The sequence below is a fragment of the Pseudomonas abietaniphila genome (assembly GCF_900100795.1).
Taxonomy (GTDB): Bacteria; Pseudomonadota; Gammaproteobacteria; order Pseudomonadales; family Pseudomonadaceae; genus Aquipseudomonas; species Aquipseudomonas abietaniphila.
Window position 1 is genome coordinate 207,561 of sequence record NZ_FNCO01000002.1, and the last position, 25,404, is coordinate 232,964.

Below are 25,404 nucleotides of genomic sequence, written 5' to 3' on the forward strand. Positions count from 1 at the left end.
CGCGCAAGCCTGCTCACAGCCTGAGCATTCCAGTGCTCCTTTCAGGACGCAGCCGGCTTGGCCTGCATCGACTTGTCACAGACGACGCGGCCCTGCAGCAGCCTGCAGGTGTTCAGGAGCACCGACGCGCTGCTGGCCAGCATGGCGAGCGCGGCGGCAAAGGGCGTCACGCCTGCTTCGAACAGCACGACAATCACGGCGAGGTTGTACACGACGGAAAATGCGAGATTCTGCCGGACGATGCGATCAAACTTGCGAGCCAACTCACGGGTCTCGACGACAGCGCCCACGCTGCCGTGCGCGATCACCACCCCGGCTGCGGAAACAGCCACGGAACTCGATCCTGGGATGGCGATTCCGCAGGCTGCCTGGGCCAGGACCAGGCCATCGTTGGCGCCGTCGCCCACGAATGCGACAGGCGCTGGGCTCTTTGCCACGATGTCGGCTTTTTCTTCCGGAGAGCAATCGGCCTCGACCCGGTCGAAGTCTATGCCCAGGTCAGCCGTCAGGCGTTCGGACGCTGCGCTGGAATCCCCGGTCAGCAACCAGAGTTTCAATCCCTGCGCACGTAACCGCTGCAGTGACGAACGGGCGTCGTCGCGAGGGGCATCCTGCAGACGCAAGGAGCCGAGCCAATCCCGGCCATTGGCTACGTGTACCAGCCCTGGCAGGCCATCTTCCGGCGGCATGCCCTCGACTCCCGCGGCGAGCAGCCAATGCCTTTCACCCACCCACACGGTCTCGCCGCCGGGGACATGCATCGTCACGCCTTTCGCGCACGCCGTCACCTGGCATCCGTCGGGCTCGCACGCGCTGCTCATTCCAGACTGCCGGGCCGCGAGGACCACCGCGTGTGCAATGGGGTGCGCGACGCCGGCCTCGGCCCTTGCCGCAAGGTCGATGAGGTCCTGTTCGGCCCCCCCGTGCCGCGTCTGGATGCTGACGATACGCATCTGACCGCACGTCAATGTGCCGGTCTTGTCGAACGCCATGATCCTTGCCCTGGCGAGCGCTTCGACGCTCGCGGAGTCTCTCAGGAGGACGCCGCGCCGCGCGGCCTCGCGGCAGGTAAAGGCGTAGGCCAGCGGCATCGCCAGACCGACCGCGCAAGGGCAGGCTGCGACCAGAAGGCTCAGCGCACCGAGCAACGCCTGGTCTGCGCTTGAGCCGTTCCACAGGTAATGGACGAAGGCGAGCAGAGATGCCGTCACCACGACCGGGAGCAGTATCCGGACGAAGCGCTCGGCCGTCTCGGACAACGACGAACGAGCGCCAAACAGCTCAAGCATGCGCAGGCCGAGCACGTCCAATCGTCGGTCCCCCGCACCGGCGGTCACGTGGACCGTCAGAGGTCCGCGCAGGTTCACGGACCCGGCGAAGACCCGTTCGCCAGGCTGAACGCTGCGAGGCGCGGACTCGCCTTGCAGCAGCGAGAGATCGACGGCCGACTGTCCCGCTACGACGATGCCATCGACCGCGATGCGCTCGTTGGCGCGTATCAAAACGGTATCACCGGGCGCGAGCTCTGCCAGCAGGACGGTGCTCTCGGCCTTTTCGCCGCCGGCAGAAGTCAGCTTCGTCGCGGTTTCCGGCGCAAGGCTGCGCAATGCTTGTACGGCAAGTCCGCTCTCCTGCCGGGCATGGATTTCGATCAATCTTCCGATCAGCAGAAAAGTGATCAACATGGTGGCGGCGTCGGTGTAAATCGCCACGGACCCCATGGCCAGGGACCCGACCGACACAAAGAGGGAGCCAAGGACAGCAACAGAGGCAAAGACGTCCATCCCTGCGATCCCGGCGCGCAGCGAACGGGCGGCGGCGCGGTAGAAATCCCACGCCGAATATCCGACGACGGGAAGGCTTGCTACGACGCTGGCCCAGGCGATGACGAGCGCCGCCGCCTCGTCGGCGTTCAGGTAAAGCACCCATGAGCCCAGCATGCTCCACATCCCGAAGACGACCGCGACGGTCAACTGCAAGCGGATCTTCCTGGCCTGCCGCTGCAGGGCCGCTTCCAGCTCGTCGCTGCCTTTCAACGGGGACAGTGCGTAGCCCAGACCCTCGGCCTTTCGCAGCAGCAAGGGGAAGTCGATCGACTCCGGGACCCAGGTCACCAGCGCCGAACCGGAGGTGAAATTCACCGTCGCCGAGACCACGCCGGGCACACGCTGCAGGACGCGCTGCAAGGCCATCGCACAGCTCACGCACCAAAGCCCGTCTACGAAAAACACCATCCGGCCCGCCACACGGGCCTGCTCATAGTCGAAATCCCCACCGGAACTACGGTCCGCTCTTGGCATCCGTTCCAACCCCAAGCAGTTTTCCGCCCACGACCTTCCCGTAGTAGCTTTGCTCACCTTCGTGGTATTTCTCCAGCGCCTCAGCCACGGTTCCGGTCTGGCGTGTGTCCTTGGGGCGTTCGTGGCTGTTGATGAATGCCGCCACGTCCCAGGCCTCCTGTTCTGTCAGACTGTATGGCTTTCCAAGCGGCATGTTCGCCCAGATAAAGCCCGCTGCAGTATCGATGCGGGCCATGCCGGCGCCCCAGTTGTACGACTCGGGTCCCCAAAGCGGGGGAAATCTCATCTTGCCGTTTTCCTCCCGCGTGCCCTGTCCATCAGGACCATGGCACAGTGCGCAATTTTGTTGATAGACCGCCAGACCTCGGCCCACGTCGTAGTCGTCCTTTGGTTTCGGCACCTTGGGATAGAGCGCTCCGCGCGGCTTGTTGCCGGCGGGCAGCCCATCGGCCATCCAGGCCATATAGGTCATGAGATCGCGGTACACATCGCTGCCAGCGGGCGGCGGTTTCCCGGAGGACGACGCCTGGGCGTTCATCGAATAGGTGAAACAGCCCATGATCCGGTCTTCGAGCGTGCTGATGGTCCCGGTCTTGCTGCGAAAAGCGGGGTAGGACGCATAGGCCGCCCACATCGGTGCGGCATTCTCTCGCCGTCCCGAGTCGAGGTGGCAGTTCGCGCAGGCCAGCGAATTGCCCACGTGGTCTTTGACCATGGCGCCAGTGTCGGTGAAGATTTTCATTCCTCGCCGGATGGCATCGCCATAGGGTCCTTTCGGAATGTCATCCTCCGCAGGCGGGAGGTAGTAGCCGTCCGCACCGACGGGCATACCGGGCGGAGACGCCTTGGCGTCTTTTGCGTAGGCCTTGCGAGCAGCTTCCATATCTGCTCTCGAATAGGGCGCGGCCGAAGGAATCGTGACCGTTTTGCCGCTGATCGCGCTGTACAGATACCCCATCACGCCGCTCTCGTAGACGCCGTAACCTGCCGAAAACAGCAGGAGACCCAGCGCCGCAGCATAACCGGCACGCCGGAGTGTCCCCGTGTGCGCAGAGCGGCGATCACCGTTGTTCGTCATGATTGCCTCCTTTGCTGCCCGGACGCAAAGATCCGAAATACTGAGCCACATCGCGCATGTCTTGGTCCGACATGCGCGACGCGATGTCATCCATCAAGGATTGCGGCGAATTGTGGCGATGGCCGCCTTTCCATGAGACCAACTGGTGGAAGATGTACTCGGGCTGCTGACCCGCCAGCGCAGGGAAATGGCCGCCGACACCCTCACCCTGCTGGCCATGACAGGTCACGCACGCCGGGATATCCTTTTTCCAGTCGCCCGTTCGGCTCAGTGCCTCTCCACGCGCCGCGTCTCCGCCCAGATCGACGGGCGGCCCGGCAACGTGCGGCAGCGCAGCGTAATAGGCCGAGACTTGCCCGATCTCCTCGGCGCTCATTGCACTGGCCACGTACCGCATGGACTCGTTGGGGCGGCTTCCGGTAGCGAAGTCGTGGAGTTGCTTCGCGATGTAGGCTTCGGACAGGCCGGCCAGCGCGGGCGTCAGCCCCGCGCCAGCACCGTGGTCGCCGTGACATGACGCGCAGGCCCAGACGATGTCGTTGCCCTGAAAGACGAGCACCGGCGCGTCATCGGGAACTGCGGGCGCCTGCTGCTTCGGCGCAACGGTCCCGCCAATCGCCGCCCCGCGATTCGGCGCCAGGTCGGCGATGTAGCTCAAAGCGCCCCAGATCGCCAGCGCCAGGAAGATGGCCAGCACAAACAAGGGAATGGGACGCGATTGCTCCCAGGGGTCGAATGTCGGGTCTACGTCTTGAACACGACGCCCCTTGCCGCTCAGCTCGGATTTCATCTCGCCCCTCATTGACGCGGGCCCTTCTGAGTTTTCGGATCGTAGCCACGATCACGCAATGTCGCCTCTTTGGCGCTGACGGGGTAGGAACGGTCCAGGCTCAACAGGTACGCGACCAGGTCGAGCGCCTCCTGTCGGGCCACCACCACTTTCCCGTCCGCGGGACGGTACTCCTGCGGCAACTTGACCACGACCTCGCCGGGCGCGGCCTTCTCCTTGACCTCGAAGAGGAAGGGGTACGAAGGCATGATGCTCCAGTCGAAGATGGCCCTGGGCTGGTACAGGTGGGTCAATTGCCAGTCCCGGCTCGGCAGGCGCACCCCGACATTCAGCAAATCGGGGCCGGTGCGCATCGTCCCGAGCAGTTGGGGAGCGTCGTAGGCGTAGTCGCCCGGCGTGGACGGCCTTCCCCAGCCCCGGGCCTGATCCGCCAGCGTCTGGCCACTCGAACGAGGCTGCTGGCTGTGACAGTAGACACAGCCATTGGCCACGTACTGCGCACGGCCTCTTAGCTGTTCGATCGTGTAGTTCTGCAACTGCGCAGGTGCCTGGACCGTACGGACCTGCAGGCCGGGGAGCACCACGAGCATGACGGTCGCGAACACCAAGATTCCGACAGCGCCGACGAACAATGGAATCAGCCGGTTCATGCGTCACCTCGCCGTTTCGACCAGAGTAGGGCCATCGCATGGAAGGCAAAGACGAAGTGTCCCAGCGTCATCATGCCGCCGCCCACCGATCGACCTTCGAGATACGGCACGATGTTGCGGGTGATGTCAGCGAAACTGGTCTGTGGATCGAGCAGCGACATGCCTTGCAGGAAACCGCCGATGGTCAATGACAGGAAATAGATCAGAAAACCCAGGACCGTCAGCCAATAGTGGATGGCGATGAGTCGCGGACAGGGCCAGTTCTTGCCCGTCAGGTAGGGCAAGAGATAGTAGAAGGCGCCGAACAGCACGATGGAGACGAATGCGTAAGCTCCCAGGTGCGCATGCCCCACCGTGTAGTGCGTGAAGTGGGTGATCGAGTTGATGGCCCGTACAGCCTCCAGCGATCCCTGGAAGGATGCGGCCGTGTACATCAATGCGCCCGTGGACACGAAGCGCAGCGCCATGGACTCCTTGAACGCCCAGAAATTCTGCGCGACCGTCACGTGCTGATTGATCGCCACCGCGATGACAGGAATGAACATCATGACGCTGTGCACGATCGACAGCGTGACCACCCACGTCGGCACGGGCCCACCGATCAGGTGATGAATACCCACCTGGCTGTAGAACAAGGCAAGGCCCCAGAAGCCCAGCAGCGAAACGCTATACGAATAGATCGGCTTGCCGATGATCTTGGGAATCAGGTAATAGGCAGCACCCAGCCCCAGCGGTGTCAGCCAGAGGCCAAGCACGTTATGCGCGAACCACCAGTTGGTGGTGGCTTGCTGCACGCCTGAATGCAGGCCCGGGATATTCGCGATGAAGAACAGAATGGGGAACCATGCCAGTCCCGCGAGGTAGTACCAGCCGCTGACGTAGATGTGGTGAACGTTGCGTTTTCGGGTCGTCGCGATGGCGGACCATGCGATGAAGAAGCCGCCGAGGGCCAGGACGATGTCGATCTGCCATGGGATTTCGAGCCACTCCAGGCCGTCGCTCCATCCATTGGCAATGGCAATGGCACCGGCCGCCACGCCGAGGGCCCACAGCACCGCGCCCACCATCGCCATTGCGGGCCTTCGCAGGGGCGTATGAAACATGCGAGGGATGATCCAGAGCGCGACCGCTATGCCCCCTGTGGACAGCCAGCCGTACGCGACCAGATTCAGATGGACGGTGCGCGCGCGCCCGAAGGTGGTGAACGCCTGACTCGCCAGCCAGTCGGGCCAGTGCAACTTCAGCGAGGCGATCATCCCGAACAGCGAGCCAACGATCAGGAACAGGAAGGAAGCGATGGACAGGACCAGTACGACGTTCCGACCCGGGGCGTCGACGCCGGCACGCAAGGCGTCGAATCGATGCTCGGCCGCCCCTTCATCGAATGAAGATGGATCATCCGGGGAGCCGGCCTCGCCCTCCAGAAATATGGTCGAAGCCTCCTTCTTTCCCGCATGGATCTGGCGCGTCACGATGGACCAGATCAACGCGCCCAGAGCCGCCAGCGAGACGATAAAGCTCAGAGCAAGGAGAAACCCTAGGCTTTCATTCATGGGCGCTCCAGAAATGGCGCGCAACCATCCGAATTGGTTCCGATGCCAACCACTGGTGTTGGCGATAGTGTTCCATCAGGGCTTGCCTCAGCATTGTTTTTATGAATGTCGCATGTGAATCACGGGAATGATGGTCAGCCTCGATTAAGCGAAAGTTAAGAGTGTTTTTCGAGGTGCCCCGCGCTCTTTGACCGTGGACTGTCTGGATGGCGAGATCCAAATACAGTCGGCCCGGATATTCGAATCGTCGTGACGCGAAGGTCTCGGCCGCCTCGCGGCAGACACCGGCGCTGCGCCTGGGGTCAGCATCGGCAGGGGGCGGGACGATCGCTTGTTCGCCTAGTGCCAGGAAATCACAGTGGACGCACGTATCCGTTATAACCACCCGCATCCCGAAGGACAGTCTCCCCTGGCAGGGATAGCCGCTGTTGAGGCTCGGAGGGCCGAATGCCGCTCCTCCTTTCGCCCGCACTATGAGCGTCGGTTTCCCATGTCCCGGCGATGACGCATGCGGCGGCTCACCCGTCCGAGAGGACAGGATGCGCGAGCCATTCGCGGCCCTTGAGCATGCCGTCCCAATAGACCGGCGGCAGGATGCGTTCCTTCAGCAGCCACGCCAGCGATGACGGCCGCTTGCCGTCGATGAACCATTTCGGAAACGAAGGCGCCAGCTTGCCGCCGTAGGCAAATTCCGCCAGCACGATCTTGCCGCGCTCGACAGTGAGCGGGCAGGAGCCATAGCCGTCATAGCTGGCCAGGCGCGTGGACCCGCTCCGGGCGGCGAGCAGGTTGTGCGCGACCACCGGCGCCTGCTTGCGTGCGGCCGCAGCAGTCTTGGCATTGGTGGTGTTGGTGCAGTCGCCGAGTGCGAAGACGTTGGCGTACTTCTTGTGGCGCAGGCTCGACGGGTCCACGTCCACCCAGCCCGCAGCGTCCGCCAGCGGGCTCACTCGGATGAAGTCCGGCGCCTTCTGTGGCGGCACGGCGTGCAGCAGGTCAAATGGACGGGTGACGCGCTCCTTGGTGCCGTCGGCGTTCGTGCGGATGAAGGTGGCTTCATGCGCTGCGCCATCGACGGCCACGAGCTGGTTGCTGAATTGCAGATCGATGCCATAAGCCTTCACGTACTCCATGAGCGCGGGCACGTAGTCCGGCACGCCGAAGAGCACGCCTCCCGCGTTGCAGAACTCGATGTGGATGTTCTTGAGCACGCCCTGCCGCTTCCAGTGATCGGCCGAGAGGTACATCGCCTTCTGCGGCGCACCCGCGCATTTGATGGGCATGGGCGGCTGCGTGAACAGGGCCTGGCCGCTCTTGAGGTTCTGCACCAGTTCCCAGGTGTAGGGCGCGAGGTCGTAGCGGTAGTTGGAGGTGACGCCGTTGCGGCCCAGTGTTTCAGGTAGGCCCTCGATGCCGTTCCAGTCGAGTTTCAGGCCCGGGCAGACCACGAGCTGCTGGTACTTGACGACGCGGCAGCCATCGAGCACGAGGGCGTCGCGCTCGGGCTCGAACGCGGCGACGGCCATCTTGATCCACTTGACGCCGCGCGGAAGCACGCTCGCCATCGTGCGCGCCGTGTGCGCAGGCGGAAAGATGCCCGCGCCCACCATCGTCCACCCCGGCTGGTAGTAGTGCACATCCGCCGGGTCGATGACGGCGATGTCCGCGTCCGGCTTGCGCGCGAGCAGGCTGGACGCCACCGCGATGCCCGCCGCGCCCGCGCCGACGATCACGATGTCATGCGTGGCGTCCACGACTTCGGTGGGTGTGCGCCCGCCGTTGGCGATGCGCCGGGCCACGCCGGACAGGTCGTAGCCGGCACCGCGCGCGGCTTCGAGGATGGAGGCCAACGGCTGACGCTGCGCCTGGCTCAGCGCCCACAGCGTGGCCGAGCGCGTGCCGGTGCGGCAGTAGGCGAACACCGGGCCGGGCAGTTGCGTCATCAGCGTCCCGAAGGCCTGGGCCTGCTGGTCGGTCACTTTGCCGGACTCGACGGGCAGGTAGGTCGCCGCCATACCCAGTGACTGGGCGGCCTGCTCGATTTCGCTGAAGCCGGGCTGATCGCCCGCTTCTCCATCGGGCCGATTGCAGATCACCGAGCGGTAGCCAGCCTCGGCGATGGCCTGCAGGTCGGTGGCAGCGATCTGGCCGCTGACGGCCAGTCCCTGGTCCAAGGCTTTGATGTCCATGAGGGTCTCCTGCCCGGAAATTGTCCTTTCAGCCGGTCGGTGCCGCTCTCAGAGGGCATCGATGGGAATCTTGAGGTAGTGGACGCCGTTGGATTCGGCAGGCGGCAACTCGCCGGCCCGCATGTTCACCTGCACGGAGGGCAGCAGAAGCACGGGCATCGCCAGCGTGGCGTCGCGCTGCTCGCGCGTGGCCGCGAAGTCATCCTCGCTGATGCCGTCACGCACATGGATGTTGTGCGCACGCTCCTCGGCCACGGTGGTCTTCCATTGAAGCTCGCGCCCCCCGGGGCGGTAGTCGTGGCACATGTAGAGCACGGTCTCCGGCGGCAGCGACAGCACGCGGCCGATCGAGCGGAACAGTGTGCGCGCGTCGCCACCCGGAAAGTCGCAACGCGCCGTGCCATAGTCGGGCATGAACAGCGTGTCGCCCACGAAGGCTGCGGCAGGCGCTTCAGGTGTGGCGTTGTCCTGGACCAGATAGGTCATGCAAGCGGGCGTATGGCCGGGGGTATGCATGGCCCGCACCTGCAGCGTGCCGAGCATGAAGGTCTCGCCGTCGTCGAACAGACGATCAAACTGCCGGCCGTCACGCGCGAAGGCCGGCTCGGCGTTGAAGAGCTGGCCGAACACCTGCTGTACGGTACGGATGTTCGCCCCAATGCCGGTTCGGCCGCCCAGGCACGAATGGAGATACGGCGCGGCGCTCAGGTGATCTGCGTGCACATGCGTCTCCAGAATCCACTGGACGCTCGCCCCCAGTTCCCGCACGCGCTCGGCCATGCGGTCCGCGCCGGCGCGCGAGGTGCGGCCGGATTTAGGATCGTAGCCGAGCACGCTGTCGATGATGGCGCACTGACCGCTTTTCGTGTCCAGCACGATGTAGCTGAAGGTGCTGGTGTCCTCGTCAAAGAAGGGTTCGATCTTCACGGTGTCTTTGCCTCGCTGAATGTATGACCCGTCTGTTGTCGCCCAAGCTCCCTTGATCGGATGTTTGTGGGTCGTTCTCACATGCCAGATGGTGTCCGGGTCGAATTAACTCAAAATTAAAAACTTGCCGTCGCATGTTCTTGCCGACCGGCGGCCGAGTGAAGAAATCGCTTCCCCACCCGTAGACTCAGCCGGCCAGCGCGCGGCGGTTCCAGGGCATGCGCATCAGCACGCGCGCGAGCCCACAGAACCCCGAGACACCGGCGAAGACCAGCCCCGCGCCCACGAAGCCCGAAAGCACATGGAACCATGGCGAAATCGTGGCGCCCAGCACGGCACCCAGCACGATCAAGGACCCCGCAACAATCTGCACCTGCCGTTGCAGCTCCAGGGGTTGAGAGGCGTCCGCCACGACGGGCAGGCCGGCCTTCTTCCAGGCGTCCAGCCCGCCTTCAAGCACGTAGGCCTCGCAGGCCGTGCATGCCCCCAGCGTCGGGGCGTTCACCCGCGTCCGGTTGCCCGAGCGGCAGTGGAAGATGATTGCCGAAGCGCCGTCGAGCGGCAGGCCGCCGCTTCGCAAGCGGTCCATCGGCACATGGCGTGCCTGCGCGATGCGCTCACGGGCATGTTCGTCCGCCGCACGGATGTCCACCAGAACGGCACCCTGGTTCATGAGTTCGCTGGCAGCTTGGGGCGAGATGGATTTCAGGGACATGGCAATGGCCTCCGAGGGTGGATCAGGGACAGAAGATGGCCTTGAGCGTGGCGATGAGCTTGGCCACGTCGGGGTTGTCGATACGGTAGTGCAGGGTCTGCGACTCTCGCCGATAGGTCACCAGGCCTTCCTCGCGCATCTTGGCCAGGTGCTGGGACAAGGCGGACTGGCTCAGCGCCACGTTTTCGTGCAGGGCACCGACGGTCATCTCGCCATGCTCGATCAGCAGGCAGAGAACGAGCAGGCGATGCTCATTGCCGACCGTCCGCAGCATGGCCGCAGCCTTGGCCGCGCCGTCCTGTAGAAACGACTGGTCTTTCTTGTCAACCATCATGGCAGCTTGTATTTAACATGTATCTAATTTAGCATAAGCTAATAAAATATCAAGGCACTTCCTCGAAGGCAGGAAGTGCGGCAGGTCTTCCTGCCGGTGTTCTCATGCTGCGGCGTGGGTTCGCCTGACACCTCATTCCTGATTCGTTCATGACGCCACCTGCTTCGCTGCCACCGCCCGCTGCGACAGATGCCCGCCGCAATGTGGGCCTGCTGATGGCCGCCCAATCGCTGGGCGGCGCCGCGCCACCCATCATCATTTCGCTGGGCGGCATCGTGGGTCAGATGCTGGCCAGCAACCCTTCGCTGGCCACACTGCCGGTCAGCCTCTACAACCTGGGGCTGGCGCTGTCGACCATCCCTGCGGCCCTGCTGATGCGTCGTCTGGGCCGGCGCGCGGCCTATGCGTTGGGGGCGCTGCTGGGTTCGGTGTCCGGGCTCATCGCCGCATTGGGCGTCCTGTGGGGCAGTTTCGAGACCTTCTGCGTGGGCACGGCGATGGCTGGCTTCTACGGCGCGTGCGTGCAGAGCTACCGCTTCGCGGCCAGCGATGCGGTGCCGCCGCCGCAGCGCGCCACCGTCATCTCGCGCATCATGATCGGCGGCCTGATCGCCGCGGTCATCGGCCCGCAGGTCGTCATCTGGACGCGCGACGCCTGGCCCATGGCGCCGTTCGCTGGCAGCTTCCTCGGGCAGGCGGGCCTGGCGCTGCTGGCCTTGCCGCTGCTGCTGATGCTGCGCATGCCGCCGCCCCAGGCGTCCGCCGTCGTGGGCGCGGCGCGCCCGCTGGCAGTGATCGCGCGCAGTCCAGGCTTCGTCGTGGCCGTCACGGCGGGCATCGTGTCCTACGGCCTGATGGCTTTCATCATGACGGCCGCGCCGATGGCCATGGTGGGTTGCGGCCACACCGTGGGCGAGGCGGCGCTGGGCATCCAGTGGCACGTGCTCGCCATGTTTGCGCCGAGCTTCTTCACCGGCCACCTGATCGCGCGTTTCGGCAAGACCGCCATCACGGCGTGCGGACTGGTGTTGATCGGCACCTCTGGCCTGCTGGCCCTGGCCGGCCTCGAACTTCTGCACTTCTGGGGCTCGCTGATCCTGCTGGGCGTGGGCTGGAATTTCGGCTTCATCGGCGCCACGGCGCTGGTGACCGACTGCTACACCGCGCCCGAGCGCGCCAAGGTGCAGGCACTCAACGATTTCCTGGTGTTCGGCACCGTGGCCGTCGCCTCGTTCGGGTCGGGCCGGCTGCTGAACACCTCGGGCTGGGAAACCATCAACGGCCTGATGCTGCCCCTCATCGCGCTCGTGCTGGCCCTGCTGGGTTGGCTGGCTTGGCGCAACCGCCGGCAGTCGGCGGCGGCCGCTGCGCCATGAAGCCGTCTGGGTCCGGTCGAGCGTGCGGGTCAACCCGGTTTCATATTCGATGTTCCAAAACCATGAGGAGTTCGCGATGACGACAAGTTACCGGCAACTGACGCAGGACGTGGTGGCTCACCTGGCGCCCCTGCACAAGGGAGTGCCGCAGGTCATGAAGAGTTTTGGTGAGATGGGCAAGGCAGCGATCGCCGACGGCGCACTCGACGCCAAGACGAAAGAGCTGATCGCGTTGGCGATCGGCGTGGCCGCGCGGTGCGATGGCTGCATCGGCTTTCATGCCAAGGCATTGGTCAAGCTCGGCGCGACGGCTGCGGAGGTCCATGAGGCCCTGGGCGTGGCCATCTATATGGGAGGGGGTCCGTCGGCGATGTACGCATCGAACGCGGTGGCCGCCTTCAACGAGTTCGCGGCGCTGTCCAGCATTCCGGGCGCGCCGGCCAGCGCCCCGTAGCCTGGGCCCGGTCCGTCGTGCGGCGCCGCGGACCGCCTGCATCCGGTGCCAGAGCTTTGCACCCTCCAACTCGCATCCCCACAGTCGCTGTTTATCACAAGGACCTAGCCATGCAGACCACCGACTTCGTTGCGACCATTTTTGACGGAAGAAGCAATCCCAACAAGGTGACCGTGACCTTCATCATGGCGCTCAACGCGCTGCTCAAGGGACATACGGCGACCATCATCCTGATGGTGGAAGCCGTGGAACTGGGACAACCCGGCGCGGCCGCTGGATTGGACATCGGCAAGCCTTTCGAACCCGTTGCCGATCTGCTGGAGAAATTCTTGGAAAAGGGAGGTCGCATTGCCATCTGCGGCTCGTGCATGATCCACAACGGTATGACCGCCGCGCAGATGGACCCGCGTTTTAGCGTCATCAACGCACCCGATGTGGTGGAGTTGCTGATGGGCGCCAGGGGGTCCTTGCAAGTGACCTGAGCCCAGCCATGACGCGGTCGCGCATCGCTGGCCGAGGCCGGTAGCGCGCGTCTTGAAGATCAAGCATTCAGTTGGACCTTGTGCGCCTTCTTGTTCACGAAATCGCCCAGGCGCTCCTGCACATCGTCACCCTGCTGGATCATGGCCATCACCAGCCCCTCGGTGAACAGCCCGTCCGTGGCCGACATGTCGGCGATGCGGCTGATGGCGCTGACGATGGCGTAGTTTGAAAGGGGCGCATTGCCCGCGATCTTCTTTGCGAGGGTCAGGGCGAACTCGGGTGCGGGCGTGTCGCCTTTCGCGATGTCGCATACGTAGTGGGCCAAACCCAGTTCGCGGCCCTCCCGCGCATCGAGGACCCGTCCGGTGAGCATCATCTCCACCATGCGAGGGGCGGAGATGATCCGCGCAGTGCGCACCGTGGCGCCGCCGCCCGTGAAGATGCCTCGGGTGCCCTCGGGCAGTGCGAAGAAGGTGCGGCTGTCGGCAACGCGCACGTGGGCTGCGCTGGCCAGTTCCAGCCCGCCGCCCACGACCGCTCCCTGCAGGCAGGCGACCACGGGAATGCCGCCATGCTGGATCTTGTCGAACGCGCGGTGCCAGCCCTGGCAGACGCGCATGAACTCGACGCCGCTGCGTGCCTTGTCGTGATGTTCCTTGAGGTCCAGGCCGGCACAGAAGTGATCGCCCTTGGCCGTCAGGAGGATGGCCCGGATGTGGCTGGGCACCGCTGAGAAATAGGCGTCGATGGCGGCGATCGCTTCCTCATTGAGCGCGTTGCGCTTGTGCGCCATGTTGAGCGTGACGATGCCGATGTTGTCTTGTTCGGAGGTCAGCAGAATGGGCTCGGACATGAAGTTCTCCTTGCAGTGGGTCATGAACATGGTGGTCTGCGGCGGGCAGGTCGATATGCTCGGTCCGGCAGGCATCGGCCGCCTCGCCGCTGCGGTGACGGCATGGCCCGCACTGAAGCGGACCATCCGTTCAAGGCCGAGGATCTATGCCAATGTTGCCAATTCTTGCGCACTGAGCCTGGCCTGGGCGCGAAGTGCAGAGAGACCGCCGGAATCGCGGTCGAACCTCGCAGCCGATACTATTGAGGGGCCTTTACCTTTTCCATGCCCGTAGATTACTTACCGGGGATGCTGGGCTCAATTGCCAATAGCGCCGTGAAATTTGCAAAAACTGACAATCTCGTCAGGCCGCCAAGAGGACTTCCTGCGAGCCCAAATGCCGTCGCGGCGGCCACGGTCTCATGCGATCTGGTGGAGGACCTGCTGCGCAGCCTGCGCTCGCTGTGCTCGGACCAGGCCCTGGATCGCTGCCTGCAGCAGGCCGGCATCGTGAAGGCATTCATCAGCCACCCCGGCTCGCGTCTGACGCACGATCAACTGGTCGGGCTGTACCGACGAAGCGCCGCTGCCACCGGCGATGAAATGATGGGACTGTGGAGCCGGCCCATACGGACCGGCGCTTTGAAGTACATCGTCCGAGCGGTCATGGACGCGCCAAGCATCGAGGTAGCGCTGTATCGCTTCACGCAGGTCTGGAACCTGCTGCTGGACGACTACAGGCTGAGTCTCACGAAGGCAGACGCCTCCTTGCGCTTGGAACTTGTCCCGCGGTCTTCCAAAGCGGGGGGGAACCGATTCGGGCACGCACTGATGCTGAAGCTGACGCACGGCATCGTGTCATGGCTCGCCGGCCGAGAGGTCCCGGTGCGCAGTGTGGCCTTCGCTTTTCCACGCCCATCATTTGCAGCCGACTATTCGATCCTGTTTCCGGCCCCGATCGATTTCTGCGGACCCCTCTCTCAGATCACCTTTCACGCCGAACTCGCAAAGGTCCGGCCGAAACGCAGCGCGTCCGACGCGCGCAGCTTCCTGGAGCGGGCGCCGCGCGACTGGATTTTCACCTCCTACCACCAGCACGCCCTCCGGCTGAAGGTGCGTGAGCTGCTGCATGTGGATCTCGGACGGACGCTGGACGATGTTTCCAGCCGGCTGCACATGTCCTCGCGGACATTGATGCGCAAGCTGCAGCAGGAAGGGCTGTCGTTCCAGGGCATCAAGGATGAGTTGCGCAGGGATCTGGCCATCCTCCACCTTGTGCGCAACGACAGCTCACTGGAGGAGATATCCGATGCTTTGGGCTTCAGTGCCCCTGCCGTCTTCCACCGCGCGTTCCGCCACTGGACGGGTATGACCCCCGGACGATACCGGGCGGCGCAGCAGGGCATTTCCCATGGGGTTACGCTCTGACCTGTGCACCGAAGAGCGGGCATCCGGACCGCGCCCACTGGATATCCTCATTTCGCAGCCAGCGAGACTTCACGCCCCGCCTCCTCGTTGAAGAGGCACAAGTAGGGGTTGTTGGGCGGCACTCGCTCGAACAACGCACCGGGCTGCGTCAACAGGTAGCCGTGCAACTGCCGCGATTTGCGCGGCCCTGAGACGTGACAAGTCCAGATGTTCAGGCCGCTGGCCTGCTTGCGGTGCGCGGCCAGCTTCTCGAAGCGCTTTTGTGCCCACTGCCACGGCTCCAGTTTTTCCTGGCGGGCAATGGCTGCCAACTGCGGATGCTCTTGAGCGTATCGCTGGAACACTCCTGGGCTGACCAAGTATGCGGTATCGCTGACGGTATGCACGAGTGCCTTCGCGTCATTGATGATGAGCCGACGCGAGGCAATCCCCTGTTTCAGCCATGCCATGAAGTGCTCGCCAGATGGCTGCACCGTTGTCGCTGCTGGTGTGGCCGCGGGCGCCGGTGATGAGGGTGAAGATGCCACGATCGATGGTGGTGGTGCTTCAGGGCGTGTGGCAGAGAGTTCGGTGGGGATGGTTGACTCATCCTGCTGTGTGGCGGACGAATCGCCCATTCCTACCATCGTCAGCAGATCCTCCATGACGTCGGGCATGGCCTCAGCCAGGGGGGCGATAATTGGGTCAGCAGCGCTGCCGCCTTCCCATGGCGGCGATTCCTGACCTCCTGGGGTCGGTTTCGCCGCGACCTCCGGCGACGATGCCGCAGCGGCGTGCTTCTCGACAGGTGACGTGTCGATCGCTACCGTCCCGGCGAACGGCGCCGGTCGCTCGCCAGCCTCCCAGATCAGCGCAGGTGCGAGGCGCAGCAGCGTGAATGAGTGGGTCCAGCCGGCGTTGCTGGTCACGGTCGCCCGCCAGACCGCCTTCCCGTCCAGTGTGGGCTGCAACATGCCGTGGTCCTGCAGCACGTTGAAGACGGCGGTGTTGTTCGCAGGGATGCCATCGATGCCCTGCGATAACAGGTGCGCGCGCAGCTTGTCCGAGACCGTCTTGCTCACCAGCCACAAGGCATCCTCGGTGAGCCAGCCATCGGAGGCCTCGGGCTGATTCAACTTCAACTCTTCCTTGAGCAGGTAGCGCAACCCGTCAAGCAGCTTGCGTTGCAGCGCGTGCTTGGGCGCGGCCATGGCGCGCGCCGGATCGCCGCCCAGTTCCTGGGCCACGGAGGCGCGGTCGGCCTGCACCACGAGTTCGCCCAGCACACCGGCATGCTCGTACTGGCCGGCCAGGACGTAGAGCAGCGGTCCCCACAGGTCGCGATAGTCACTGAGCCAGTCCAGGAGTTGGGTGTCCAGCAGTTGGCGGTAGAGCAAGCCCGTCGCCGCGCTGTGCAGGCGGTATTCGCGATCGTCGCGGTAGCGGAAGCGGTACGGCTGGTGCAGCGGACCGTACCACGGGTGCCACAGCGAGCCATCGGCCAGTTCGACGTGCAGATCGACGGCGATCTTGCCGATGTCGTGCAACAACGCGGCATAGGCGACCGCAGCAGTCCAGGCTTCAGCCTGCGCAGCTTGGTCCTCGGGGCTTGCGCCGATGGGAAGCAGATGGGACTGCCGCAGCTTGAGGGCATAGGCAACGATCTCCAGGCCATGGTCGAGCATCCCGCCCGGGTACGCATGATGATGCGATTCGGAAGCCGGGAAGGCCTGAACCAGTTCGGCGTAGCGCTCCAGCGGCGCGCGGTACAGGACGGCGAACTGCTTGCGCGACAGAGACGTGCGCTGCCAGATGTGCTCCAGCAGCTTCTGCCGACGCGGGGTGGCCAGCAGCGATGCGGCCGACTCGGGCCGCATCAACCCTTTCGGGAGGTCGGATGCGGGTGGTGGCGTTGGAGCGGTAGCGACCGCGGGCCGTTTTCGCTGGAACAGGGAAAGCATGTGGGTGTCCTGATGACGGGCCGATCGGGAGGCCTTTTGGCCTTTTCGAGGTAGGGCCTTTCCCCTTGCACCCCGTTCCCTTGCCATTTCGGCCCTCTGGCCTTTCACCGTTTCGGTATAGCGGGGCACGGGATGCGATTCCAGCGTCAATGGGGAACTCGGTGGAATGGATTGGACGGCGAGCCGGTGCTGGTCGCGCTCTATGCTGAGTGGACGCCGCTTCCGCCGGGCAGGTTCTCGAAAGGCGACAAAGTTGACAAAAGCGACAATAGAGACTAGAGTGAATCCTGTCTCAAACCTGCCTGGGAGATCACCATGCCCAATGCCATTGAATTCATTGCCGATCGCCTGCCGCGCGTCACGGTGGAGGATGTGCGCCGCTTCGCGGATACCGTCGAAATCCGGGATGCGCCGGCTTTCGCGGCCGAGTTGCAGGCTTTCATTCACGAGCGCGTGGAGGCGGTGAAGCTGCCCGCCAACTTGGACGGAGAGACGGTGGGGCAGGCCCTGGCACGCAAGGCGGCCGCGCTGCGCACCGAAACGCGCTGGGCACCGACTGAAACCGACGTCCAGCGAGGCCGCGCCGTGTTGCTGGAAGCCTTCAACCAGCCGCATAACCTGCCGATCCCCGAGTACGCCAAGCTGGCGGACAAGTCGCGCCAGCAGATCTACAAGGACATCCTCGCCCGTCGGCTGTTGGCGCTGAACGTGGGGCCGCGCGGTCAGAAGCTGCCCGACTGGCAGCTCGACCCGGTAAAGCAGCAGTTGACCCAAACCGTGCTTCAGGAGGTCGAGGGCATCGACCCCTGGACGATCTACCGCGCGCTGTCCGAACCGCTCGAAGGCTTGGGCGGCCGCTCGCCGGTGGATGCGGTGACGCACAGCACGATCGATGACGTGGCCGATGCCGTGTTCAACGTACTGGGCGTTCAGGTGCATTGAAGCGAGATCGCCATGAGCCACGAGCTGCCTTCGTTCCTGATCGATGCCGGTGAACTGCTCCAGCATGTGAGCCGCGTCGTCTATCGGGGCAGCCCGCTGTACTATGGCCGCAGCAGCACCAATCGCTACGATGACCCGGCGCGGGCCTACGGCGTGCTCTACCTGGGGCGCGACCTGCCCACGGCGCTGATGGAGTCGGTGTTTCATAAGCACCAGTGGCTTGCGGACACGAAGCGCTCGATCGCGCTGAAAGAAGTCCAGGCCCGGATGGTGCGCGCAGTAGGCGTGATGGACGATGTGCTCTTGGCCGACCTCACGGCGCCGGGCGTCATGGCGGGCTACTTCGGCCTGAACCTGGAGCAGTTGGCCAGCCGCGACTACACGCACACGCAGCAAGTGTCCGCCCAGGTGCATGCAATTCTCGGAGACGACGGCCAAGCGCTGTTCGACGGGGTGCTCTATCCGTCGCGCAACAACTATCCCGCCAAGAGCATCGCCCTGTTCGAGCGTGCGGCAGCAAAGGTAGGCGTTGTCGATGACATCGACCTGGTGGACCATGTGGACTGGCCGCACTTCGTTGCCACGTATCGCGTCGACGTGGAGCCTGACCCCGGCCCGGTGGAACCGGATGACGAAGCGTCATGAAGCACTTTGAAGCCCGCAGCAGAATGAAATGGACCAAATTGGAATAGGCATCCCTCAGTAGCAGGAGACGACCATGAGCACCACGACCCGCATCAGCACTGCGGAACGCCTCGGCCGCGCCCTTGGCCGCGGGTGGCGCGCCTATGCGCGCAGCGAACGTCGGGCGTCGAACTGGTTGGTGTCCAAGGGTGTGCCGTTGGCTGCCGCCGCCGCGCTGCTGTGGGCCGGCAAACTGGCTGTCCTGGGGCTGCTGCTCTACGTTGCTTTCTGGCTGGCGTTGCTGCTGGTCGCGCTGGTGTTTGTGGCCCGGGGGCACGATACCGTCGAATGGGAGCCGCCCGAACCAGAGTGGCGGCACGGGCACGCCGGTTTTGGCCTCTATACCCACGATGAGTATCGGATAGATTCACATGATCCATCTGATGAGACCTAGCGAAGAAGCAAGGCACTACTTCCTCTTGCTGGGTGTCGATGCCCACTTCATAGCGCCGCCAAAGGCCATGTCGGCGGCTTTGCCGCCGGCCGCTTTGGCGCCTGCCGTACCAGCAGCAAGCCCTTGCAACATGCCCCCCACGGCGTAGCCCGCCCATCCCAAGGCGGTTACCCAGAACAAGGGCAGCACGATGAACATCGTCGCCATGACGAAATTCAACAGCATGTCTCCGAAGGCATTGTTGAGGCCCATGACCGGATCGAAATTCGTATGCGGCCGGTTCCATCCCCAGCCCCATCCGTAGAGCGCGTCCAGAATGGTGCTGTCGATCCAGCGCGCGAGTTGGAACCAGAAATCCACGAAGAACAGCGCAAACTGCACCACGCTGACCGTCACGAGTGTTTTCAGGTTGTAGGTGCTAACCATGAGCACCACCGGAATGCAGACAACCAGCGCCATCTTCAAGAGCGCCAGCACCATCGGAAGAGCCTGGCGCATTGCATCCATGGAGGGGAAGTAGCCCAGCGAGCCTACCGCCAGTCCTACGTCGGCCGCCGCCCGGGTGATGATGTTTGGGTCGGTCATTTCGATCTGGCCACCGTAGTCCGTATAGACGCTGCCTTGGTTCAGCTTCTGCTGTCGCGGTGACGCGATCGCGCGGATCACCGAATCGTCCACCTCGGCACGGCTCAGGAAGCCAGCCCAGCCCGCCAGGCGATTGAGCAGGCTCGGGTCCACCTGACCCAGCAAGCGTGCCCGCAGTCCATTGCTGCCATCGGCCCACCATTGCCTGCAGGTCGGATAGCCGCCGCCGCTGGCCACCTGCGCAAGCCCTGCGTCGCGCGTGCTGTCATAGGGCCAGTCCTCGCGCGGGGTGCTGGAACGGTATGTGTCGTAGTAGCCGTTCGTGTCCGTGAAGAAGCGTGAGCCGATCCAGGTTACGTCGTGCAGCTGCTGCTCATCGAGTTGAGGCCGCTGCATGAACAATTTCGCCCGCGCAGCCCCATAGCAATCCCGCGAGAAATCCGCTACTTCCTGAGCCAACACTGGGTCGTCAATGCGAGTCGCGTCGATCTCCATGCGCATCTGCCGCAGGTCCGTGCCGCACGGGATCGCTGCCACTGAAGCGCCCGTGACGGCGCGCGAGAGCGCGTGCATGAACGCCCACCACACCGGCACCTTCGCCGACTGGTTGTTGATGGTGCTGAAAGATTGCGACCAGCCGGTATTCGAGGGCTGCGGCACACTGACCTGGCATTGCGCCGAGCGCGAGCTGTCGTACTGGATGGTGTTGAGGTCCACGTCGATGAACGGGATGCCCGCGAACATCACCACCACGATGGCGACGAAGACCCGGTTCTCGATGCGGGCGGCGCTCAGCACGCCTTTATTGCCCTCGTCGGCGCCTTCTGCACGGGCCTTCAACCACTCCTGCACGATGATCGCCACGAAAGGCAGCGCGAAGACGCCGCTGGATACCAGCACGGCCCAGATGCCGTTGTTGACGATCCAGGACACCAGCGTAAGGTAATACTCCAGGTAGTCGGTCGTGAACAGAGTCATGGCCCGAATCTCCTCTCAGCCCTGCATCAACAGGCTGGCTTCCAGCGCCACGATGGCGACGACGCCTGCGATCTCGGTGCGCACCAGGCGGTGCCGCGCCTGGGCGTCGTCCTCACGTACCAGCAGCCGGCGGCGCATCCAGATCCACCCGTACACCGTCGCCCCGTATAGACACAGCCGCCACACGAATAAGTAACCCGCAGCGGCGGCGAGCCACCGCTCCCAGCCGGCAACGCTGCCGACCAGGTAGATGCCGGCGATGTTGGCCGCGACCGCGGCGGCAACGATCAGCACCGTCCACAGCAGCGCCTTCGCCGCGCGCCGGCTGAACAGCCAGCGCAAGGGGCGCCAAGTCATGCGCGCCGCGCTCATGGCCTGGCTCCTGGATTGCCCTTCTGCAACTGGTCGAGGCGGTCGGGTACCGGATCACCCTCGTAGATGCCGCGCGAGCCTGCCGCGCGCGTACCGTGCCGCTGGATGATGGCCATCGGTGAGTTGTTTGCCAGCTCGCGCCGAAGCTCCAGCTCCGTCTTCAGGTTGCGGATCTCCCGGTCGAGCGTGTCGCTCTCGTGGTTCACGGCCTTGACCGCGAGTTCGTTGGCTGCGACGTTGGGCTCCTTCTTGCCCGTGAGCAGCGTGCGCTGGAGCAGCAGCGCTTTTTCCAGCACCGACGACAGCGCCACCTCCGACGCGAGGCGCCGCGCCAGAAGGTCCTGGTCCGGCTCGTCGCGCAGCGCCTCGATCACGCCACGCGTGATTGGCAGCGACGTGCTGCCAGCCTCGCGCAGGTTCTCAAAGGTGGTAGTGCGCGTGCCGGAAACCAGCTCCTGAAGGACCTCCAGCTTCGCCTCGTACTCTTCCTGGATCAGCGGCGTCAGCCCGACGCCGGGCACCGTCTCGGTCTTGGTGCAGGAGTCGCAGGTGCGCTGCACCTGCTCTCCGAGGACCCGCGTGGCCCATTCGGTCGCCTGCTGCGGCGACGTCCAGGTCTGGCAGGACAGGCTCGCACAACTGGCGGACGCGATGGAGGATGTGTCCGTCACGCCACGACCGTTGACCAGGTTGTAGCCCGCGCGGGTGACGTCGCCGACCACCCGGATGGCGGACTGGCCTGCGCCACCAGCATTGCTGCCACCCACCCAGGGCACGCCGTCGTTGCCGCGGCGCGTCTCGGCCTGCTCGACGGCCGACACGGCATCGTTGCTGCCAACCGCGTCACGCAAGGCCATGCCTTCGGCCATCTGGCTCCAGCCAAGCTGGCCACCCGCTGTCTCGGCCATCTTCTCCGCCATGGCGCGGCACGTCAGCTTGGAGCGGTCGAAGTCCAGCCGCGCCTGCAGCACGCCGTTGGTCAGCAGGTTGTACAGGCCCGGATCGGCGCGCTGAATGATCAGCGCCGGCAGGGACGCTACCGCGCTGGTGGCGCTCTGGATTACGTTGCTCATGATCTGCTGAAAGCCGTTCGTGATGCCGTTGAGCTGATTGCGCAGCGTGGTCTGGATGCTCATGTCGCCGCAGATCAGGTTGCTGTTCCACCCCACACCGACCCCGATGGAGCGCATGCCGGCCGCGCGGCCCATGGACACCGCGCTGCCGCCGCCGATCGAGTACATGACGTCATCGCCAATGACGGGGCCGCTGTTCTGGTATCCGACCTGTGCCCACGCCAGGCCGCAGACCAGGGCGAGCGTGCCGGCCAGTGCCGTCGGGCGCAGCAGGCGGCACGCCTTGGTGGACAGGTTCTTCGGTTCAGGACGCTTCATCGTGGCACCTCAGAGGAAATCGACGCTGCCGAGGAACACCTGGCCCCGGCGTTCGCAGCACGCATACGGACGCCACAGCGCCCACGCGTAGTCGCCTTGCTGGGCTTGGGTCAGCGTGCCGCTGTGGGGGAACACCACGCAGGTGTTCGACAGGCGCGGCGTCAGTTCCTGCCACTTGCCGGTCGAGGCATCACCTTCCATCAGCGCGCCGGCCGGCCAGTAGCCATCACGCGCGTTGGCGAGCAGCGGCTGGTACACGTGCAACTGCCCGCGCCGCGTGACGACGTCACCGGCGCGCTGAGCCACGACCGCCCCGGATTTGTGGTCGTCGGTCTGGTGCAGGAAGCCGCCGCGCGGATAGACATTGCCCCAGAGGTTCATCGTGGTGCGCGCACCGACCTCGCGCCGGCCCGGGATCAGCGCCTCCGGGTAGGCCATCTCGGGCACGTTGTAGCGCCAGGCCAGCGTGTCCAAGGTGCTGAGCAGATACGGCATGAAGGCCGTTCCCGCGCCTTGGCAAAAATAGCCCGAGGACGAGGCGAACTGGTTGAACACCTCGCCGCCGGGATGGCCGATGACATCGGCGTTCTTGAATTTGGCGAGGTTGTTTTCGTGGTCTTCGTTGGTGGTGCCGTCGCCGCCTGCCTGGGCCGAGGCGTTCGGCATGCTCATCGCTCGCACTTCGACCCAGGGGTTCTCTCCGGTGTTGCTGTAGCTGGAGACGACCGCATCGGGGACGTAGTGCCGGACCTTGGTGGACGTGCGCACCGAGCAGCCGCCATAGGTGCAATACAGCCAGTAGCAGATGCCCACCACCCGGTACTCCAGGCAGTCCGGCGACATGACGGAGGACACGATGGTGACGGTGTTCAGGGCGTAGCTGCCCGTGGCGCTGACCAGCAGCAGCGAGGCCACGGCGACGCGCAGGCGGCGCAGCAGGTCGAATGGGCGATAGGTCACGGTTGCCTCCTCCGGTGCTGCTCGATGCAGGACACGGCCCGGGCCACGTCAGGCTCGCCATAGACCACATAGCGTTGGTCCACCACGACGGCCGGGATGGTCGTGACACCCAAACTCCATGCGTCGGTGATGCCCTGGTAGGCGGTGCCAATGCGGCGCTGAAGGTCGGTGCCGCCTTGGTTCAGGCGTTGCCGGACGATGGCTGCTGCGCGCTCGGGGTCGGCTGGCAGATCTGCGGAAAGCTCTGCTTCGAGCCCGGATGCCCGGTCCAGCTCGATCAGCCGCTCGCCGCCCATGGTCTTGACCGGGTGGCGGCTGTCGGTGACGACCACCACGTCGGCGGCGAACGCGGCCGGGCTGAATGCCGCGAACGACGCCGGCAGCACGATGGCCAGGCCAAGGGTTCGCCAGCCTGGTGCGAACCGGGTAAAAGCTCCTGGCATGTCTTGCACCCCGGAAGTTGATCAGGGCCATAGTCAAACGCCGAACCCCATGCGGCCCCAACAAACAATGCGCATCGCGGCCACCCCGCATACCTGCTTGTGTCGCCGCGCAGAAAAATGCGGAGGCCGAAGCCTCCGCGCTGATCAACGAAGCAGTACAACCCTTACAGCAGGCCGGACTCCGCAAAGGAGAACGGGGCACCCTGGCCGACGATGATGTGGTCCAGTACCCGCACATCGATGAGCGCCAGCGCGGCCTGCAGTTGCTGGGTCAGCATGCGATCCGCGCTCGACGGCTCGGAAATGCCCGAGGGGTGCTGGTGCGCGAAGACCACCGCGGCCGCATTCAACTGCAGAACACGCTGCACAACGACACGCGGATAGACCGAAGTCGCGTTGATCGTGCCCCTGAACAGCGGCTCGTAGGCCAGTACCTGGTGCATGCTGTCCAGGAACACAGCGACGAATATTTCGTTGGGCTCGGCCACCAGCTTCACGCGCAGGTAGTCGCGCACGGCCGTGGGGTCGAGGAGTTTCGGACCCGCTTTGAAAACCCGCTTCTCCAGCAGCGCAATGGCTTGCTGGATGATCCAGTCCTCGTGCTGGGCAGCGATGGCGGAAAGCGACTCCAGGCAGGAGTCATTGACGACGAAAGACATGGCGAACCTCCAAATGGTGAGATCGGAGGGCGCGCGCCCGGGGAGGGCAAGCCCTCCTGGGGAACGAACAAGGTGCATCCATCACCGCGGTGGCGGTGATCGTTCGCGGCCAGGATGCGAGGCGAACGGGTTGCGGTCAGCGCAGCGGACTGCGCCGTAGCCTTGAAGACCGGGGCTACCTGGGCATGTCGCCGACGACGTCGGCAGGCATTTCCGATGTGGGTATGGCGGCGGGATCGCCGGCCGCGAGCATGTCCATGGCCGACAGCAAGGCATCGCCCTCGATCGGGCCCTGCAGCAGGATCGCCTTGCCGGTTTCGCGATCGTGCAGCCGCAGCGATGGCGTGGCGATCACGCCGCTGTTCGTGGCTTCCGCCGTCTGGGCGCGGATCGGTGCATCGGGCCGCTCGCTCGCCAGACACTGCTCGATCGCTGGAGTGAGGTCGGGGTAGCGCAGCCCTTCAGGCAAGCCCTGGCCGTCGCTCCGCGTGTGGGCATAGACCCATTCGACGGCCTGCCAAAAGGCGGCATGGCTGCCGGCTTCGCCCGCGCATTCCGCCAGGCGCGCTTCGGCGGACGCGGCTGGCTCATGCGCGGCCAACGGCAGGTGGTGCCATTGCAAGGTCACGTCCGCATTGCCGGCCACCCAACGCTTGAGCACTGGAAAATAGGACCGGCAGAACGGGCATTCGAGGTCCGCGTAGAGCGTCAGCGTGAAACGCCCTTCCGGATTGCCCATCTGCCACGGAGGCCCAGCCACCTGCGTGTCGCTGACTGGCGCCGAAGTCTGAGGTGTGGACCCGCCTGGCGAACGTGACACGAGCCAGATCAGCAGCAGCGCAACCAGCACCGCGGCCAATGCCCAGGGCCAGCGGAACTGCCAGCGCCGACGACGGAACGCCTGGACCTGCATCGGAATGGATGGGCGTTTCTGTTCCATGGCGTTC

25 protein-coding genes are annotated in these 25,404 nt (G+C 64.6%); 7 read left to right on the forward strand and 18 right to left on the reverse strand.

What is annotated here, in order from left to right:
• Nucleotides 1–41 precede the first annotated feature (41 nt).
• The 9 genes from BLS87_RS04255 to BLS87_RS04300 form a co-directional block, all read right to left on the reverse strand.
• Complete coding sequence (locus BLS87_RS04255) at nucleotides 42–2,300, reverse strand: heavy metal translocating P-type ATPase (protein ID WP_011517003.1); 2,259 nt, start codon at nucleotides 2,298–2,300, stop codon at nucleotides 42–44.
• Nucleotides 2,281–3,378, reverse strand: coding sequence for a c-type cytochrome (locus BLS87_RS04260; protein WP_004350647.1), 1,098 nt, complete (start codon nucleotides 3,376–3,378; stop codon nucleotides 2,281–2,283). Before BLS87_RS04260 ends, BLS87_RS04255 begins: the two co-directional genes overlap by 20 nt.
• Nucleotides 3,362–4,168: a c-type cytochrome gene (locus BLS87_RS04265; RefSeq protein ID WP_023120493.1), complete on the reverse strand. Its 807-nt coding sequence runs from the start codon at nucleotides 4,166–4,168 to the stop codon at nucleotides 3,362–3,364. The genes BLS87_RS04260 and BLS87_RS04265 overlap by 17 nt, the downstream gene beginning before the upstream one ends.
• Nucleotides 4,169–4,176: 8 nt before the next feature.
• Nucleotides 4,177–4,818: a cbb3-type cytochrome c oxidase subunit II gene (locus BLS87_RS04270; protein ID WP_003149800.1), complete on the reverse strand. Its 642-nt coding sequence runs from the start codon at nucleotides 4,816–4,818 to the stop codon at nucleotides 4,177–4,179.
• On the reverse strand, nucleotides 4,815–6,395 hold the full coding sequence (locus BLS87_RS04275; RefSeq protein WP_244165798.1) for a cbb3-type cytochrome c oxidase subunit I: 1,581 nt from the start codon (nucleotides 6,393–6,395) through the stop codon (nucleotides 4,815–4,817). The genes BLS87_RS04270 and BLS87_RS04275 overlap by 4 nt, the downstream gene beginning before the upstream one ends.
• Nucleotides 6,396–6,889: 494 nt before the next feature.
• Entirely contained in the window at nucleotides 6,890–8,560 is a 1,671-nt protein-coding gene (locus BLS87_RS04285) for a bifunctional protein tyrosine phosphatase family protein/NAD(P)/FAD-dependent oxidoreductase (RefSeq protein WP_004350643.1), read from the reverse strand.
• 48 nt (nucleotides 8,561–8,608) lie between these two features.
• Nucleotides 8,609–9,487 carry an MBL fold metallo-hydrolase gene (locus BLS87_RS04290; protein ID WP_003149790.1) on the reverse strand — a complete coding sequence of 293 codons (879 nt, stop codon included), beginning with the start codon at nucleotides 9,485–9,487 and terminating at the stop codon, nucleotides 8,609–8,611.
• A 187-nt stretch (nucleotides 9,488–9,674) separates the two neighbouring features.
• Nucleotides 9,675–10,202 (reverse strand): rhodanese family protein, encoded by a 528-nt coding sequence (locus tag BLS87_RS04295; RefSeq protein WP_004350638.1) that lies wholly within the window; start codon nucleotides 10,200–10,202, stop codon nucleotides 9,675–9,677.
• A 22-nt stretch (nucleotides 10,203–10,224) separates the two neighbouring features.
• Nucleotides 10,225–10,536, reverse strand: coding sequence for an ArsR/SmtB family transcription factor (locus BLS87_RS04300; protein ID WP_003149789.1), 312 nt, complete (start codon nucleotides 10,534–10,536; stop codon nucleotides 10,225–10,227).
• 149 nt (nucleotides 10,537–10,685) lie between these two features.
• On the opposite strand from BLS87_RS04300, the gene BLS87_RS04305 reads away from it, so the two are divergent.
• The 3 genes from BLS87_RS04305 (at nucleotide 10,686) to BLS87_RS04315 (ending at nucleotide 12,848) form a co-directional block, all read left to right on the forward strand.
• Nucleotides 10,686–11,912: an MFS transporter gene (locus BLS87_RS04305; RefSeq protein ID WP_004350634.1), complete on the forward strand. Its 1,227-nt coding sequence runs from the start codon at nucleotides 10,686–10,688 to the stop codon at nucleotides 11,910–11,912.
• A 76-nt stretch (nucleotides 11,913–11,988) separates the two neighbouring features.
• Nucleotides 11,989–12,366: a carboxymuconolactone decarboxylase family protein gene (locus BLS87_RS04310; protein WP_004350630.1), complete on the forward strand. Its 378-nt coding sequence runs from the start codon at nucleotides 11,989–11,991 to the stop codon at nucleotides 12,364–12,366.
• 110 nt (nucleotides 12,367–12,476) lie between these two features.
• A complete protein-coding gene (locus tag BLS87_RS04315; protein ID WP_003149783.1) occupies nucleotides 12,477–12,848 on the forward strand; it encodes a DsrE family protein in 372 nt (123 codons plus the stop codon).
• Between the two features lie 59 nt (nucleotides 12,849–12,907).
• Here the strand turns inward: BLS87_RS04315 and BLS87_RS04320 are convergent, their stop codons facing one another.
• Nucleotides 12,908–13,702 carry a crotonase/enoyl-CoA hydratase family protein gene (locus BLS87_RS04320; protein WP_004350627.1) on the reverse strand — a complete coding sequence of 265 codons (795 nt, stop codon included), beginning with the start codon at nucleotides 13,700–13,702 and terminating at the stop codon, nucleotides 12,908–12,910.
• 264 nt (nucleotides 13,703–13,966) lie between these two features.
• Here BLS87_RS04320 and BLS87_RS04325 point away from each other — a divergent pair, with 264 nt between their 5' ends.
• On the forward strand, nucleotides 13,967–15,109 hold the full coding sequence (locus BLS87_RS04325; protein ID WP_023120494.1) for an AraC family transcriptional regulator: 1,143 nt from the start codon (nucleotides 13,967–13,969) through the stop codon (nucleotides 15,107–15,109).
• Between the two features lie 47 nt (nucleotides 15,110–15,156).
• Here the strand turns inward: BLS87_RS04325 and mobH are convergent, their stop codons facing one another.
• Nucleotides 15,157–17,049: a MobH family relaxase gene (gene mobH / locus BLS87_RS04330; RefSeq protein ID WP_004350623.1), complete on the reverse strand. Its 1,893-nt coding sequence runs from the start codon at nucleotides 17,047–17,049 to the stop codon at nucleotides 15,157–15,159.
• Between the two features lie 315 nt (nucleotides 17,050–17,364).
• Here mobH and BLS87_RS04335 point away from each other — a divergent pair, with 315 nt between their 5' ends.
• The 3 genes from BLS87_RS04335 (at nucleotide 17,365) to BLS87_RS04345 (ending at nucleotide 19,069) form a co-directional block, all read left to right on the forward strand.
• Entirely contained in the window at nucleotides 17,365–17,991 is a 627-nt protein-coding gene (locus BLS87_RS04335) for a hypothetical protein (protein WP_003149774.1), read from the forward strand.
• Between the two features lie 12 nt (nucleotides 17,992–18,003).
• Nucleotides 18,004–18,636, forward strand: a complete 633-nt coding sequence (locus tag BLS87_RS04340) for an RES family NAD+ phosphorylase (protein WP_003149772.1) — start codon at nucleotides 18,004–18,006, stop codon at nucleotides 18,634–18,636.
• Nucleotides 18,637–18,709: 73 nt separating this feature from the next.
• Nucleotides 18,710–19,069: a DUF3742 family protein gene (locus BLS87_RS04345; RefSeq protein WP_003149770.1), complete on the forward strand. Its 360-nt coding sequence runs from the start codon at nucleotides 18,710–18,712 to the stop codon at nucleotides 19,067–19,069.
• A gap of 15 nt (nucleotides 19,070–19,084) precedes the next feature.
• On the opposite strand, the gene BLS87_RS04350 is transcribed toward BLS87_RS04345, so the two are convergent.
• The 7 genes from BLS87_RS04350 to BLS87_RS04380 form a co-directional block, all read right to left on the reverse strand.
• Entirely contained in the window at nucleotides 19,085–20,632 is a 1,548-nt protein-coding gene (locus BLS87_RS04350) for a conjugal transfer protein TraG N-terminal domain-containing protein (protein ID WP_004350620.1), read from the reverse strand.
• Between the two features lie 15 nt (nucleotides 20,633–20,647).
• Entirely contained in the window at nucleotides 20,648–21,004 is a 357-nt protein-coding gene (locus BLS87_RS04355) for a hypothetical protein (RefSeq protein WP_003149767.1), read from the reverse strand.
• Nucleotides 21,001–22,395 carry an integrating conjugative element protein gene (locus tag BLS87_RS04360; RefSeq protein WP_003149765.1) on the reverse strand — a complete coding sequence of 465 codons (1,395 nt, stop codon included), beginning with the start codon at nucleotides 22,393–22,395 and terminating at the stop codon, nucleotides 21,001–21,003. The genes BLS87_RS04355 and BLS87_RS04360 overlap by 4 nt, the downstream gene beginning before the upstream one ends.
• Nucleotides 22,396–22,404: 9 nt before the next feature.
• On the reverse strand, nucleotides 22,405–23,355 hold the full coding sequence (locus BLS87_RS04365) for a TIGR03756 family integrating conjugative element protein (RefSeq protein WP_004350617.1): 951 nt from the start codon (nucleotides 23,353–23,355) through the stop codon (nucleotides 22,405–22,407).
• Nucleotides 23,352–23,798 (reverse strand): TIGR03757 family integrating conjugative element protein, encoded by a 447-nt coding sequence (locus BLS87_RS04370; protein ID WP_004350615.1) that lies wholly within the window; start codon nucleotides 23,796–23,798, stop codon nucleotides 23,352–23,354. Before BLS87_RS04370 ends, BLS87_RS04365 begins: the two co-directional genes overlap by 4 nt.
• A gap of 164 nt (nucleotides 23,799–23,962) precedes the next feature.
• On the reverse strand, nucleotides 23,963–24,457 hold the full coding sequence (radC, locus tag BLS87_RS04375; protein ID WP_003149760.1) for a RadC family protein: 495 nt from the start codon (nucleotides 24,455–24,457) through the stop codon (nucleotides 23,963–23,965).
• Nucleotides 24,458–24,632: 175 nt separating this feature from the next.
• Complete coding sequence (locus BLS87_RS04380) at nucleotides 24,633–25,397, reverse strand: DsbA family protein (protein ID WP_003149757.1); 765 nt, start codon at nucleotides 25,395–25,397, stop codon at nucleotides 24,633–24,635.
• Nucleotides 25,398–25,404: the final 7 nt, after the last annotated feature.

Coding starts and splice junctions, on each gene's coding strand:
- BLS87_RS04255 (WP_011517003.1), bottom strand. CDS start 2,300: ATGCCAAGAGCGGACCGTAGTTCCGGTGGGGATTTCGACTATGAGCAG.
- BLS87_RS04260 (WP_004350647.1), bottom strand. CDS start 3,378: ATGACGAACAACGGTGATCGCCGCTCTGCGCACACGGGGACACTCCGG.
- BLS87_RS04265 (WP_023120493.1), bottom strand. CDS start 4,168: ATGAAATCCGAGCTGAGCGGCAAGGGGCGTCGTGTTCAAGACGTAGAC.
- BLS87_RS04270 (WP_003149800.1), bottom strand. CDS start 4,818: ATGAACCGGCTGATTCCATTGTTCGTCGGCGCTGTCGGAATCTTGGTG.
- BLS87_RS04285 (WP_004350643.1), bottom strand. CDS start 8,560: ATGGACATCAAAGCCTTGGACCAGGGACTGGCCGTCAGCGGCCAGATC.
- BLS87_RS04295 (WP_004350638.1), bottom strand. CDS start 10,202: ATGTCCCTGAAATCCATCTCGCCCCAAGCTGCCAGCGAACTCATGAAC.
- BLS87_RS04300 (WP_003149789.1), bottom strand. CDS start 10,536: ATGATGGTTGACAAGAAAGACCAGTCGTTTCTACAGGACGGCGCGGCC.
- BLS87_RS04305 (WP_004350634.1), top strand. CDS start 10,686: ATGACGCCACCTGCTTCGCTGCCACCGCCCGCTGCGACAGATGCCCGC.
- BLS87_RS04310 (WP_004350630.1), top strand. CDS start 11,989: ATGACGACAAGTTACCGGCAACTGACGCAGGACGTGGTGGCTCACCTG.
- BLS87_RS04315 (WP_003149783.1), top strand. CDS start 12,477: ATGCAGACCACCGACTTCGTTGCGACCATTTTTGACGGAAGAAGCAAT.
- BLS87_RS04320 (WP_004350627.1), bottom strand. CDS start 13,702: ATGTCCGAGCCCATTCTGCTGACCTCCGAACAAGACAACATCGGCATC.
- BLS87_RS04325 (WP_023120494.1), top strand. CDS start 13,967: ATGCCCGTAGATTACTTACCGGGGATGCTGGGCTCAATTGCCAATAGC.
- mobH (WP_004350623.1), bottom strand. CDS start 17,049: ATGCTTTCCCTGTTCCAGCGAAAACGGCCCGCGGTCGCTACCGCTCCA.
- BLS87_RS04335 (WP_003149774.1), top strand. CDS start 17,365: ATGCCCAATGCCATTGAATTCATTGCCGATCGCCTGCCGCGCGTCACG.
- BLS87_RS04340 (WP_003149772.1), top strand. CDS start 18,004: ATGAGCCACGAGCTGCCTTCGTTCCTGATCGATGCCGGTGAACTGCTC.
- BLS87_RS04345 (WP_003149770.1), top strand. CDS start 18,710: ATGAGCACCACGACCCGCATCAGCACTGCGGAACGCCTCGGCCGCGCC.
- BLS87_RS04350 (WP_004350620.1), bottom strand. CDS start 20,632: ATGACTCTGTTCACGACCGACTACCTGGAGTATTACCTTACGCTGGTG.
- BLS87_RS04355 (WP_003149767.1), bottom strand. CDS start 21,004: ATGAGCGCGGCGCGCATGACTTGGCGCCCCTTGCGCTGGCTGTTCAGC.
- BLS87_RS04360 (WP_003149765.1), bottom strand. CDS start 22,395: ATGAAGCGTCCTGAACCGAAGAACCTGTCCACCAAGGCGTGCCGCCTG.
- BLS87_RS04370 (WP_004350615.1), bottom strand. CDS start 23,798: ATGCCAGGAGCTTTTACCCGGTTCGCACCAGGCTGGCGAACCCTTGGC.
- radC (WP_003149760.1), bottom strand. CDS start 24,457: ATGTCTTTCGTCGTCAATGACTCCTGCCTGGAGTCGCTTTCCGCCATC.
- BLS87_RS04380 (WP_003149757.1), bottom strand. CDS start 25,397: ATGGAACAGAAACGCCCATCCATTCCGATGCAGGTCCAGGCGTTCCGT.